Origin of the sequence: Inquilinus sp. YAF38 (genome assembly GCF_052113205.1) — a bacterium.
Lineage (GTDB): Bacteria > Pseudomonadota > Alphaproteobacteria > DSM-16000 > Inquilinaceae > Inquilinus.
This window is the reverse complement of sequence record NZ_JBFRCU010000077.1, coordinates 1-12,305: the sequence shown is the minus strand read 5'-3', so window position 1 is coordinate 12,305 and position 12,305 is coordinate 1. Positions and strand designations below refer to the sequence as shown.

General features: G+C 69.6%; 11 protein-coding genes. 7 read left to right on the top strand and 4 right to left on the bottom strand.

The genetic code is table 11. The features are described from left to right. Nucleotides 1-38 precede the first annotated feature (38 nt). Nucleotides 39-935, top strand: a complete 897-nt coding sequence (locus AB4Z01_RS27085; RefSeq protein WP_441699003.1) for a phytanoyl-CoA dioxygenase family protein — start codon at nucleotides 39-41, stop codon at nucleotides 933-935. 42 nt (nucleotides 936-977) lie between these two features. Beyond that, nucleotides 978-2,261 (top strand): hypothetical protein, encoded by a 1,284-nt coding sequence (locus AB4Z01_RS27080; protein ID WP_441699002.1) that lies wholly within the window; start codon nucleotides 978-980, stop codon nucleotides 2,259-2,261. On the opposite strand, the gene AB4Z01_RS27075 is transcribed toward AB4Z01_RS27080, so the two are convergent. From AB4Z01_RS27075 to thrC, 4 genes are all read right to left on the bottom strand, one after another. Continuing rightward, nucleotides 2,258-2,728, bottom strand: a complete 471-nt coding sequence (locus AB4Z01_RS27075) for a MarR family winged helix-turn-helix transcriptional regulator (RefSeq protein WP_441699000.1) — start codon at nucleotides 2,726-2,728, stop codon at nucleotides 2,258-2,260. The two genes, AB4Z01_RS27080 and AB4Z01_RS27075, sit on opposite strands and share 4 nt — an antisense overlap. A gap of 66 nt (nucleotides 2,729-2,794) precedes the next feature. Beyond that, complete coding sequence (locus AB4Z01_RS27070; RefSeq protein WP_441698998.1) at nucleotides 2,795-3,406, bottom strand: GNAT family N-acetyltransferase; 612 nt, start codon at nucleotides 3,404-3,406, stop codon at nucleotides 2,795-2,797. A gap of 5 nt (nucleotides 3,407-3,411) precedes the next feature. After that, nucleotides 3,412-4,668: a M16 family metallopeptidase gene (locus tag AB4Z01_RS27065; RefSeq protein WP_441698996.1), complete on the bottom strand. Its 1,257-nt coding sequence runs from the start codon at nucleotides 4,666-4,668 to the stop codon at nucleotides 3,412-3,414. Continuing rightward, the gene (gene thrC / locus AB4Z01_RS27060; RefSeq protein ID WP_441698994.1) at nucleotides 4,668-6,074 is read right to left on the bottom strand and encodes a threonine synthase; all 1,407 of its coding nucleotides are present in this window, start codon (nucleotides 6,072-6,074) and stop codon (nucleotides 4,668-4,670) included. Before thrC ends, AB4Z01_RS27065 begins: the two co-directional genes overlap by 1 nt. Nucleotides 6,075-6,516: 442 nt before the next feature. Here thrC and AB4Z01_RS27055 point away from each other — a divergent pair, with 442 nt between their 5' ends. The 5 genes from AB4Z01_RS27055 to AB4Z01_RS27035 all read left to right on the top strand — a co-directional run bounded on the left by AB4Z01_RS27055 (nucleotide 6,517) and on the right by AB4Z01_RS27035 (nucleotide 12,066). Continuing rightward, nucleotides 6,517-8,127, top strand: coding sequence for an ABC transporter substrate-binding protein (locus tag AB4Z01_RS27055; RefSeq protein WP_441698993.1), 1,611 nt, complete (start codon nucleotides 6,517-6,519; stop codon nucleotides 8,125-8,127). A 61-nt stretch (nucleotides 8,128-8,188) separates the two neighbouring features. Next, nucleotides 8,189-9,157, top strand: a complete 969-nt coding sequence (locus AB4Z01_RS27050) for an ABC transporter permease (protein ID WP_441698991.1) — start codon at nucleotides 8,189-8,191, stop codon at nucleotides 9,155-9,157. 4 nt (nucleotides 9,158-9,161) lie between these two features. After that, nucleotides 9,162-10,064 carry an ABC transporter permease gene (locus AB4Z01_RS27045; RefSeq protein ID WP_441698990.1) on the top strand — a complete coding sequence of 301 codons (903 nt, stop codon included), beginning with the start codon at nucleotides 9,162-9,164 and terminating at the stop codon, nucleotides 10,062-10,064. 5 nt (nucleotides 10,065-10,069) lie between these two features. After that, nucleotides 10,070-11,059, top strand: a complete 990-nt coding sequence (locus tag AB4Z01_RS27040) for an ABC transporter ATP-binding protein (protein ID WP_441698988.1) — start codon at nucleotides 10,070-10,072, stop codon at nucleotides 11,057-11,059. Continuing rightward, nucleotides 11,056-12,066, top strand: coding sequence for an ABC transporter ATP-binding protein (locus AB4Z01_RS27035; protein ID WP_441698986.1), 1,011 nt, complete (start codon nucleotides 11,056-11,058; stop codon nucleotides 12,064-12,066). The genes AB4Z01_RS27040 and AB4Z01_RS27035 overlap by 4 nt, the downstream gene beginning before the upstream one ends. Nucleotides 12,067-12,305: the final 239 nt, after the last annotated feature.

Below are 12,305 nucleotides of genomic sequence, written 5' to 3'. Positions count from 1 at the left end.
GGGCTGTCGTCGACGGCGCTCGGCGCGAGGAGATTTCGATGGCAGCCCTTTCCGAACACGCGGCCAAGGCCGGGCTGATGACCCGGTTCCTGCTGCAGCGCCGGTTCCAACGCGTCGCCTGGCGGAACTGGGTGGCCGACCGGATCGCCGGCCGGGTCGGGCGCGGCCCGGTCACCGGCACGCCGGAAGCCCTGGGCGCCGCCAAGGCCCTGACCGCCGAGGGCTTCGCCATGACGCCCTGGCTGATGACGCCCGACCGGGTCGCCGACATGCGGCGCCACTTCGCCGGGAATCATTCCTTCAACCCCTACAAGCCCGAGCACGGCACTTTCCAGGCGCCGGAGCAGGCGCCGAAGGGCACCCATGTCGCGCATTTCCGGCCGGAGGTGGTGGTGAACGCGCCGCATGCCCTGGCGATCGCCAACGACCCGGCGGTGCTGGAGGCGGTGCAGGCCGCCCTCGGCTGCAAGCCGACGATCAGCTACATGGCCGCCTGGTGGTCGATCGCCGGCGACGAGGACGGGCAGCATGCCGAGCTGTTCCATCGCGATTATGACGACTGGCGCTTCATCAAGCTGTTCGTCTATCTCACCGACGTCGATGCCGGGGCCGGGCCGCACATCTATGTCCGCGGCTCGCATCGCGAGGACCGGCTGATGCCGATCCGGCGCTATTCCGACGCCGAGGTCGAGGGCGCCTTCGGCCGCGAGCGCTTCGTCCGGTTCGAAGGGCGCGCCGGCACCAGCTTCCTGGAGAACACCTTCGGCTTCCATCGCGGCCAGCCGGCGCGAACCTCCGCGCGGCTGATCTTCCAAGTGGTCTACTGCCAGGGCCCGATCCTGTACGGCCCGCTGCGCCCGATCGTCGAGGCCGGCCGGGTGGCCCCGGGCCTGACGCTCGACCCGCACGTCAACCGCGTCTACCTGCGGGCCTGACCCGGATGGTGATCCCAGGGTCGTCATGAGCCGCCCCCGGCCATGGCGTTGGCGATGAACCTCGCCCGGGTCAGGGCGGTCGGCGGCCAGGCGGCGCTGTTCCTGCTCGCCTTCGCGCTCGGCAAGGGCTCCGCTTTCTTCGGGCCGCTGCTGCTGTCGCAGGTGATGAGCATCCAGGATTACGGCACGGCCGAGCTGGGGCTCAGTATCGGCGTGATCGGGGCGCAGATCCTCAGCCTCGGCATCCCGGGCGCGGTCCCGCAGCTGGTGCTGATCCGCAAGGACGACCGTGTCCTCGATCTGCTGTTCTTCGTCGTCGCCACGATCGGCCTGATCGGCCTGGGCGGTGCCGCCATCGCCTGGGCCGCCGCGGGCTCGCTGCTGCCGGTGTTCGCCGGTGTCGCCATCGCCGGCGCGGGCGCGCAGGTCGCCGCCAGCGTCTACTACCGCGCCATGGGGCGCCGCTTCGGCATCCTGGTGGCTGACAACCTGGCGCTCTATGTCTTCCTGATCATCGGCACGCTGGTCTTTCTGGCGCTGTGGCGGGTGCCGCTGGCGCCCGTGATCCTGGGCTGCGGCGCCGCGGCGCTCGGCTTCACCCTGTTCGCCGCCATCGGCCTGGCGCGCACCATCCGGCCGGGTTTCTTCGCCGCCTATGCCGACGCCCGGCGGATGGGCTTCTTCATGATGGTGAACTCGCTGGTCTATTTCGCCATCGCCAACAGCTCGCGGGTGCTGGTCGGCTTCTTCCTGTCGGTCGAGGCGGTGTCGGTCTATGCGGTCTGTGTCCGCATCTCGGCGGCGATCTTCCTGGTGCACCAGCTGATCGTGACCGCCTATTTCAAGACGCTGTACGAGGCCTCGGTCGAGTGGTTCGACCGGTTCTACCTGGTGTTGCTGGCGTTGACCATGACCGGCGCCGCGGTGATCCTGGCCGGGTTCGAGCTGTTCGGCACCGACCTGCTGCCGGGCTGGCGGGCGCATCTGCCCGAGATGTCGCGGCTGCTGCCTATCGTCTGCATGCAGACGATCTGGTGGGTGTCGTTGGCCCATGTCGAGCTGCGGATCAACCGCGCCCTGATCTCGAAGCAGGCAACGATCTGGCTGCTCGGCTGCGCCGGGGTCATGATCGCGGCCCTGGCGCTGCTGCAGGCGCTGGGCCTGCTGACCCTGTCGGCGGCGGCGCTGGTCTTCGCCGCGACCCTGTTCATCGCGCTGCACATCCAGCTGACGCTGCTCAGGCGCAACGGCGTGGCGCTGCCGCGGATGCGGATCGCGCTGTTCGTGCCGCTAGTGTTCCTGGTTCCGGCCTGGCTGCTCGCCTAAGGCTCGCGCTTGGAGCCGCTGGCCCACAGCCGGCGCAGCTGGTCGACGAAATCCTGGCTCTCCTGCAGCGTGCCGAAGAACTGGGCGTCGGCCTCACGCACCCGCGGCATGGCGGCGTTCAGCACCTCGGCCCCCTTGGCGGTGACCCGCAGCTGCCGCGCCCGGCTGTCGGTCGGGTGCGGCGCCCGGGCGACGAAGCCGCCAGCCTCCAGCGACCGCACCACCTGGCTGGTCATCATCGCATCGGTCTTGCAGAAGGCGGCCAACCGGGCCTGGGTGACGTCGCTCTCCTTGCGGCTCAGCCAGGCCAGCCCGGCCAGCAGCACGAACTGGACGTGGGTCAGGCCGAGCGGTTCCAGGGTCGAGCGTTGCATCCGCTGCCACTGGTTGGCGACCTGCCACAGCAGGAAGCCGGGGCTGTTCTCGGGGCGCAGGGTGCGCGAGAGGGTGTCCCAGTCCAAAGCCACGTGCCGCGTTCCGCCATGATTTTGCCTGACCCTAGGCGCGCAGAGGAACGGCATCAAGCCGGATGGTCACGGTGCCGGATGGAACTCGGTGTCGACCAGCCCGAACAGCAAGTGATCCCGCCAATCTCCGTCGATCTTGAGATAGGCGCGGGCATGGCCCTCATGGGTAAATCCCAGGCGCAGCAGCAGCTTCTGGCTGGCCTCGTTGTGCGGCAGGCACGCCGCCTCGATTCGGTGCAGGCCGAGCTGGTTGAAGCCGAAGGCCACCGCCGCCGCGGTGGCGTCGGTCATCAGCCCCCGCCGGGCGAATCGCTCGCCGATCCAGTAGCCGATCGACGCGGACTGGGCGACGCCGCGGCGGACATTGGAGAAGCCGATGCCGCCGACCAGCTGCTTGCTGTCGCGCTCGAAGATCAGGAAGCCGTAGCCCTCGTCCTGCCGCCATTCGTAGATCTGGCGGCGCAGCCGGCGCAGATAGGCGGCGCGGCTCAGCGCGTCCTCCGGCCAGGTCGGCTCCCACGGGGTCAGGAAGCTGCGGCTGTCGCCGCGCAGCGCCACCCATTGGCGCCAGTCGCGCAGCCGCGGCGGCCGCAGATAGGTCCGCCGGCCCTCGATCCGGACCGGCGGAAGGGTGCCGAGCCCCGTTCGGAAGAAGCCGATCACCGCCGCCCCGCTCAACGCCGTCAGCCGATCCGGGCGCGGATCGCGTCGTAGCTCTCGAGCCGGCCGACCGGCCCCAGCGCCGCCAGGGTGGGGGCGGTGCGGAACACGCGCTCGGCGACCCGGCGCACCGCGGCGGCATCGATCGCGTCGATCTTCGCCACCACCTCCTCAGGGGGCACCGGACGGCCGAAGATCAGCATCTGCTGGCCCAGCTGCTCGGCCCGCGCCATGGTCGATTCCAGGCTCATCAGCAGCCCGGCCTTGATCTGGGCGCGGGCGCGGGCGACCTCGTCCTCCGCCGCGTCGCCGACCACCCGGCCGATCTCGCCGCACAGCACCGGCAGCAGCTCCTCCACCTCGGTCTCGCCGGTGCCGGCATAGATGCCGAACAGCCCGCCGTCCTGATAGGCGCTGGTGAAGGAGTAGATCGAATAGACCAGGCCGCGCTTCTCGCGGATCTCCTGGAACAGCCGCGAGGACATGCCGCCGCCCAGCAGGGTCGACAGCACAGAGGCGGCGTAGAAGTCCGGATCGGTGTAGGACAGGCCGGGGAAGCCCAGCACCAGGTGCAACTGCTCGAGGTCGCGCTCCTCGCGGTGCTCGCCGCCCTGATAGGCGGCAGGCGAGGTGCGCGCCTCGGCCTTGGCCGGCAGGCTGGTCAGCAGCCGCTCGGCCTGCTCCGCCAGCCGGTCGTGGTCGACGTTGCCGGAGGCGACCAGCACCATGGTGTCGGCGCCGTAGTTGCGGCCGATATAGCCGGCGATCGCCTCACGCGGCAGCGATCCGACGATGTCGGCCGTGCCCAGCACCGGCCAGCCGATCGGCTGGTCCGGGAAGGCGGCTTCCTGGAACTGGTCGAAGATGATGTCGTCCGGAGTGTCGATCGCCTGGCCGATCTCCTGCAGCACCACGGCGCGCTCGCGCCCCAGCTCGGTCTCGTCGAACACCGAGTTCTGCAGGATGTCGGCGAGGATATCGAGCGCCAGCGGCGCATCCTGTTTCAGTATGCGGGCGTAGTAGGCCGTGTTCTCGCGGCTGGTATAGGCGTTCAGATGGCCGCCGACCGCCTCGATCTCCTGGGCGATGTCCTGGGCGTTGCGCCGGCGCGTGCCCTTGAACGCCATATGCTCCAGCAGATGGGCGACGCCGTTGACCTCGGCGGTCTCGTGCCGGGTGCCGGCCCCGACCCACAGCCCGACGCAGGCGCTCTCGACGGTGGAGATCGGGTCGGTGACGACGCGCAGCCCGTTCGACAGGGTGCTCTCACGGGGCGGCATCAGGCCGGCCCTCCATTGGTGCGGGACTCGCGGACGAAGGCTTCGGTCGTGGCAAGGTCGTTGGGCAGCAGGGTCAGCCGCTCCTCTCGTTCGAACAGGTCGGCCAGATGCGGCGGCAGCGGCGGGCGCCAGCCGGTGGCGCGTTCCACCGCATCCGGGAACTTGGCGGGATGGGCGGTGGCGGCCACCACCATCGGGATGCCGGGGCCGGCCGGATGGGCGCGGGCGGCGGCCAGGCCGCAGGCAGTGTGCGGGTCGATGGTCTGGCCGGTCGCGGCGCGGGTCTCGGCGATCACCTTCAGCGTGTCGTCATCGTCCAGGCGATGGCTGGCGAAGATCTCGGCCGCCGCCTCGTGCATCGCCGGGGTCACGCTGAACCGGCCAGTGCCGCGGAACGCCGCCATCAGCGCGCTGAGGCGGTCGGCGTCGCGGCCGCACAGCTCGAACAGCAGCCGCTCGAAGTTGGAGGAGATCTGGATGTCCATCGACGGGCTCAGCGTCGGGACCACCCCGTCCATCTTCATCTCGCCCGACTTGAAGAAGCGGTCGAGGATGTCGTTGCGGTTCGACCCGACTACCAGCTTGGCGATCGGCAGGCCCATCTTGCGGGCGGCATAGGCGGCGAAGACATTGCCGAAATTGCCGGTCGGCACAGCGAAGGCCACCGGCCGGTCGGGCGCGCCCAGCGCCAGGGCGGCGGCGGCGTAGTAGACGATCTGGGCCATGATCCGGGCCCAGTTGATCGAGTTCACCGCCGAGAGATGGACCTCGTCGCGGAATGGGGCGTCGGCGAACATCGCCTTCACCATGTCCTGGCAGTCGTCGAAGCTGCCCTTCAGCGCGACGTTGCGGACATTGGACGACAGCACGGTCGTCATCTGCCGGCGCTGCACCTCGGAGGTGCGGCCCTCGGGGTGCAGGATGACGATGTCGATGGCGGCACGGTCGCGGCAGGCCTCGATCGCGGCCGAGCCGGTGTCGCCCGAGGTGGCGCCGACGATCATCACCCGTTCGCCGCGCTTGGTCAGCACATGGTCGAACAGGCGGCCCAGCAGCTGCAGGGCATAGTCCTTGAAGGCGATGGTCGGGCCGTGGAACAGCTCCATCAGCCACAGGTCCTGGTCGATCTGGACCAGCGGCGCCACGGCGGGATGGCCGAAGCCGGCATAGGTCTCGGCCGCCAGCGCCGCCAGCTCCGTCCGGGTCAGCGACCCCTCGACGAAGGGCAGCATCACCTCGGTCGCCAGCTCGGCATAGGGCAGGCCGCGCAGGCGCCGCCACTCCTCGGCCGAACGGGTCGGCCAGGTCTCGGGCAGATACAGCCCGCCGTCGCGGGCCAGGCCGGCCAGAAGCACATCGTCGAAAGCAAGCGCGGGGGCGTGACCCCGGGTGCTGATATAGCGCACCGCGGCATTCTCCAGGACAGAAGCGGCGTACCCTAGGGCCAAGGCCGAACCGGTGCAAGCCGGCCGCCGCGGCCTCGGACGCCGCGGCCGCATCGCAGACCGGCGCCTTTGGCACGGCAGTTGCTGGGCTTGCCGGGACGGAAGGGGACGGATGGGCGAATGGGGGATGGCGGGGCGGATCTGCCGTCGGCGACGGGCAGGGATTGCCTGAGAATTGGGCACCGATTCCCGATCCGGCTCGACCCGGAGCAAAAGTCGGGCAATCATCGGCGCCGGGGAGGTATCCAGTCACGCCGACCGGCGTTCCAGATCGTGGCCGTGACCGGCCGCGCCTTCGACTCTTTGGACCCAGCCGGGCCGGCATCGTCCGCCCGGAATCCTGCAACCAAGAACCAGCGAGGCAGCGATGGCGGATGTGAGACAGCGAGGCAGAGATCGATCCATGGCCCTGGCGGCCCCCGGGCCGCTGCGTTGGGCCGCGGCCGGGCTGCTGATCGGGGCGGCGGTGCTGGCGGCTTCGGCCTCGGCGCGGGCGGAGACCGTGTTCCGCTTCGCCTTCCAGGGCAACCTGAACACGCTCGACTCGTACCAGTACAACGAGACCTTCACGACCGCGACGATGAGCAACGTCTACGAGGGGCTCACCCGGCGCGACCAGGAGATGAAGATCGTCCCCGCTTTGGCCACAAGCTGGGAAGTGACCGATGACGGGCTGAAATGGCGCGTCCATCTGCGCGAAGGCGTGAAGTTCGCGAATGGCGACGCCTTCAACGCCGACGACGTGCTGTATTCGCTCGACCGGCTGCGGGCCCCGGGCTCGGACATCAAGGGCCGCGTGCCCTCCGACATGAAGGCGGTGAAGGTCGACGACAACACGGTCGACTTCGTCCTGACCAAGCCCAACCCGCTCCTGAACGCGACGTGGGATTCCTGGCCGATCTTCGACAAGGAGTGGTCGACGCAGAACAACGCCGTGGCGCCGTCCTCCACCGCCGACAAGAACCCCGGCTACGCCGTGCTGCACGCCAACGGCACCGGGCCGTTCATGGTCGAGAGCCATGAGATCGGGGTGAAGACGGTGTTCGTGCGCAACCCGAACTGGTGGGGCAAGCCGGAGGGCAACATCGACCGGGTCGAGTTCACGCCGATCGCGTCGTCGGCCACCCGCGTCGCCGCCCTGCTGTCCGGCCAGGTCGACTGGGTCGACCCGGTGCCGGTGCAGGACCAGGATCGCGTCACCAACAACGCCGACACCACGCTGCTGGCCGCGCCGGAGCTGCGCACCATCTTCCTCGGCCTGGACCAGGACCGCGACGAGCTGCTGTACTCCAACATCAAGGGCAAGAACCCGTTCAAGGACCAGAAGGTGCGGCTGGCCCTGTACCAGGCGATCAACGAGGACGCGATCGGCCAGCGCATCATGCGCGGCCAGGCGACGCCGTCGGCGCTGATGATCTCGCCCGCCTTGTTCTCCCGCGCCGGCGAGTTCAAGCGCCATCCCTACGACCCGGAGGCGTCGAAGAAGCTGCTGGCCGAGGCCGGTTATCCCGACGGGTTCGAGGTCACGCTCGACTGCCCGAACGACCGCTACGTCAATGACGAGGCGATCTGCCAGGCGGTGGTGTCGATGCTGGCCCGGGTCGGGGTCAAGGTGACGCTGAACGCCCAGCCCCGCGCCAAGCACTTTACCCAGATCGGCGAGGCCGGCGGCCACAGCACCAGCTTCTACCTGCTGGGCTGGACGCCGGACGGCTATGATTCGCTCAGCGTCTTCAACAACCTGGTGCGCTGCCGGGCGCCGGGCGTCTCCGTCTCGAATGACGGCGGCTACTGCAACCCGAAGGTCGACGCCCTGGTCGACGCCTTCTCGGTCGAGGGCGACAAGGCCAAGCGCGACAGCCTGATCGCCCAGGCCTACGACATCCTGCTGAACCAGGATGTCGGCTACCTGCCGCTGCACCAGCAGGCGCTGTCCTGGGGCGTGTCGAAGAAGTTCACCGTGGTCCAGCGGCCGGACAACTGGCTGATCTTCGACTGGATCAAGAAGAACTGAGAACCCGCCGGGCGGCGGCTTCGCGCCGCCGCCCCGTTTTCCTCAACGACAGCGGGGTGTGATGCTGGCCTTCATCCTGACGCGCATGGCGCAGGCGATCCTGGTGATGCTGGTGGTGGCGCTGCTGGCCTTCACCATGTTCCGCTTCGTCGGAGACCCGATCAACCAGATGGTCGGGCAGGAGACCACCGAGGCGGAGCGCGAGGCGCTGCGCGAGAGCCTGGGGCTGAACGACCCGGTGGTGGTGCAGTTCATCCGCTATGCCGGCAACGTGGTGCGGTTCGACTTCGGCAACTCCTACCAGTTCAAGCAGCCGGTCTCGGGCCTGATCGGCGACCGCGCGCCGGCGACGCTGGAGCTGTCGCTGACCTCGGCCCTGCTGGCGCTCTTGATCGGCGTGCCGATGGGGGTGTTCACCGGCCTCTATCCCCGGCGCTGGCTGTCGCGCCTGTTCCTCGGCGGTTCGCTGGTCGGGGTGTCGCTGCCGACCTTCCTGATCGGCATCCTGCTGATCTTCATCTTCTCGGTCGAGCTCGGCTGGCTGCCCTCCTTCGGCCGCGGCGAGGTGGTGCGGCTGGGCTGGTGGAGCACCGGGTTCCTGACCATGTCCGGCCTGCGCTCGCTGATCCTGCCGGCGATCACGCTGGGCCTGTTCCAGATGACGCTGATCATGCGCCTGGTGCGCGGCGAGATGCTGGAGGTGATGCGCACCGACTTCATCCGCTTCGCCCGCGCCCGCGGCCTGACCGACCGGTCGATCCATTTCGGCCACGCGCTGAAGAACACGCTGATCCCGGTCATCACCATCACCGGGCTGCAGCTCGGCTCGATCATCGCCTTCGCCATCATCACCGAGCAGGTGTTCCAGTGGCCGGGCATGGGCCTGCTGTTCATCCAGGCGGTGGCCAATGTCGACATCCCGATCATGGCCGCCTACCTGCTGCTCAGCGCCTTCATCTTCGTCACCATCAACCTGGTGGTCGACATCCTCTACGCCGCGGTCGACCCGCGCATCCGCGTCGGGACCTGAGCCGATGCGACGCATGCTCGACAGCGATCTCGCCTGGCGCTTCCGCCGCTCGCCGATCGCCATCATCGCCCTCGTGGCCGCGCTGCTGATGGCCGCGGGGGCCATCCTGGCGCCCCTGGTCGCGCCGCAGGACCCGTTCAACGCGGCCAGCCTCGACCTGATGAACTCGCTGATCCCGCCGGCCTTCGAGGCGGACGGCGACCCGCAATTCCCGCTCGGCACCGATGACCAGGGCCGCGACCTGTTCTCGGCCATCCTCTACGGCACGCGGATCTCGCTGCTGGTCGGCGTCGCCGGCGTCGCCCTGGCGATGCTGATCGGCGTCACCCTCGGCCTCGTCGCCGGCTATCGCGGCGGCTGGGTCGGCGCCGTGATCATGCGCGTCGCCGACGTGCAGCTGACCTTCCCGGCGATCCTGATCGCGCTCTTGATCAACGGCATCGCCCTGGCGCTGGTCGGCAGGGGCGGCGGCACCGACATCCAGATCGCGGTGATCGTCGTCGCCATCGGCCTGTCCTACTGGGTGCAGTACGCCCGCACCGTGCGCGGCTCGACCCTGGTCGAATCGCGCAAGGAATACGTCCAGGCCGCCCGGCTGATCGGCCTGTCGGACTGGACCATCATGTTCCGCCACGTGCTGCCGAACGTGATGGGGCCGGTCCTGGTGATCGCCACCATCAACCTGGCGCTGGCGATCATCACCGAGGCGACCCTGTCCTTCCTCGGCGTCGGGGTGCCGTCGACCTCGCCCTCGCTGGGCACGCTGATCAATATCGGCAACCGCTTCCTGTTCTCCGGCGAGTGGTGGATCACGATCTTCCCCGGCGCGGCGTTGGCGGTGCTGGCGCTGTCGGTCAACCTTTTGGGCGACTGGCTGCGCGACGCCCTCAACCCGAAGCTGCGGTGAGGGCCATGCCAAGCACTGAAACAACGGCGATGACCCTCAGCGTCCGCGACCTCAAGGTCCAGTTCAGCAGCCGGCGCGGCCCGCTGACCGCGATCGACGGCGTGTCCTTCGACATCGCGCCCGGCGAGGTGCTGGGCGTGGTCGGCGAATCCGGCGCCGGCAAGTCGATCACCGGCACCGCCGTGATCGGGCTGATCGACCCGCCCGGCCGCATCGCCGGCGGTGAGATCCTTCTCAAGGGCGAGCGCATCGACAACCTCAAGCCCGAGGCGATGCGGCGGATCCGCGGCCGGCGCATCGGCATGATCTTCCAGGACCCGCTGACCAGCCTGAACCCGCTCTACACCGTCGGCAAGCAGCTGACCGAGACCATCGCCACCCATCTGCCGCTCGGCCGCGACGGCGCCCGCCGCCGCGCCATCGCCCTGTTGGAGGAGGTCGGCATCCCGGCGGCGGCGGCGCGGATCGATTCCTATCCGCACGAGTTCTCCGGCGGCATGCGCCAGCGCGTGGTCATCGCCCTGGCCCTGGCGGCGGAGCCGGAGCTGGTGATCGCCGACGAGCCGACCACGGCGCTCGACGTCTCGGTCCAGGCCCAGGTGATCGCAGTGCTGAAGCGGCTGTGCCGGGAGCGCGGCACGGCGGTGATGCTGATCACCCACGACATGGGCGTGATCGCCGAGACCGCCGACCGGGTGGCGGTGATGTATGCCGGGCGGATCGCCGAGATCGGCCCGGTGCGGACCGTGATCAAGCAGCCGCACCACCCCTACACCGTGGGGCTGATGGGCTCGATCCCGACGGTCACGGGCGACGACGCGCGGCTGCAGCAGATCCCGGGCGCGATGCCGCGGCTGGACGCGATCCCGGCCGGCTGCGCCTTCAACCCGCGCTGCACCGCCGCCTTCGACCGCTGCCGGCACGACCGGCCGGAGCTGATGGCGGCGGGGCAGGGGGCGGCCGCCTGCTGGCTGGTGGAAGGAGGCCGCGCATGACGGCGAAGACCCTGGTCGAGGTGGTGGGCTTAAGCCGCCGCTTCGACCTGTCCCAGCCCTGGCTGGCGCGGCTCTTGGGCGGGGCGCCGCGGCTGACGCTCAAGGCCGTGCAGGATGTCAGCTTCACCATCACCCGGGGCGAGACCCTGGCGCTGGTCGGCGAATCCGGCTCCGGCAAGTCGACCATCGCCCGGCTGGCGGTGGGGCTGCTGTCGCCCAGCGACGGCGCGGTGCTGATCGACGGCATCGACCTGTCGGACCCGGCGAAGAAGGCGCAGCTGGCCAAGCTGCGCCGTCGCATCCAGATGATCTTCCAGGACCCCTTCGCCAGCCTGAACCCGCGCTGGCGGGTCGACCGCATCGTGGCCGAGCCGATCCGCGCCTTCGGCCTGTCCTCGTCCCAGGCCGAGACGGCGGAGAAGGTGGCGGAGCTGCTGCGGCGAGTGGGCCTGGATCCGCGCGACGRCCGCAAGTTCCCGCACGAGTTCAGCGGCGGCCAGCGCCAGCGCATCTGCATCGCCCGGGCGCTGGCGTCGGAGCCGGAGTTCATCGTCTGCGACGAGCCGACCTCGGCGCTCGACGTCTCGGTCCAGGCCCAGATCCTGAACCTGATGAAGGATCTGCAGGACCAGTTCGGGCTGACCTATCTGTTCATCAGCCACAACCTGGCGGTGGTCCGGCACATGGCCAGCCGGATCGGCGTGGTCTATCTCGGCCGGATGGTCGAGCTGGCGCCGGCCCGGTCGCTGTTCCGGGCACCGCGGCACCCCTACACACGGATGCTGCTCGACGCCCTGCCGGACCTGGAGATGACCGGCCGGCCGCGGCGGATGGTGGAAGGCGAGATCCCGAGCCCGATCGCCCCGCCGCCGGGCTGCGCCTTCCATCCGCGCTGCCCGCTGGCGAACGACCGCTGCCGGCAGGAGGTGCCGCAGCCGCTGGCGGCGGGCGACGCCTTGGTCGCCTGCCATGCGGTGGAGGAGCGGCGGGACCGGGCGGCGGCGTAAGGGCGGCTTCCTTACCCCTGGTCGTCATTCCCGCGAACGCGGGAATCTCTTCCCGGTCCGAGCGTGACGAGATTCCCGCTTTCGCGGGGATGACGAGGTTTTGTTTGGGAAAGCAGGCGGCCGGGGCGCGCGGACGCGCGCAGACCCCTCCCCCAACCCCCTCCCGCAAGGGGAGGGGGAGTGTGGAAGGCTGCGCAAATCGGTGTCGTAGGTTGGGTTCGCGGCAGCGAACCCAACAG

Bases quoted from the DNA above. Each gene is read 5' to 3' on its own strand.
- AB4Z01_RS27085 (WP_441699003.1), top strand. From the start codon at position 39: ATGGCAGCCCTTTCCGAACACGCGGCCAAGGCCGGGCTGATGACCCGG.
- AB4Z01_RS27080 (WP_441699002.1), top strand. From the start codon at position 978: ATGGCGTTGGCGATGAACCTCGCCCGGGTCAGGGCGGTCGGCGGCCAG.
- AB4Z01_RS27065 (WP_441698996.1), bottom strand. From the start codon at position 4,668: ATGCCGCCCCGTGAGAGCACCCTGTCGAACGGGCTGCGCGTCGTCACC.
- AB4Z01_RS27055 (WP_441698993.1), top strand. From the start codon at position 6,517: ATGGCCCTGGCGGCCCCCGGGCCGCTGCGTTGGGCCGCGGCCGGGCTG.
- AB4Z01_RS27050 (WP_441698991.1), top strand. From the start codon at position 8,189: ATGCTGGCCTTCATCCTGACGCGCATGGCGCAGGCGATCCTGGTGATG.
- AB4Z01_RS27045 (WP_441698990.1), top strand. From the start codon at position 9,162: ATGCGACGCATGCTCGACAGCGATCTCGCCTGGCGCTTCCGCCGCTCG.
- AB4Z01_RS27040 (WP_441698988.1), top strand. From the start codon at position 10,070: ATGCCAAGCACTGAAACAACGGCGATGACCCTCAGCGTCCGCGACCTC.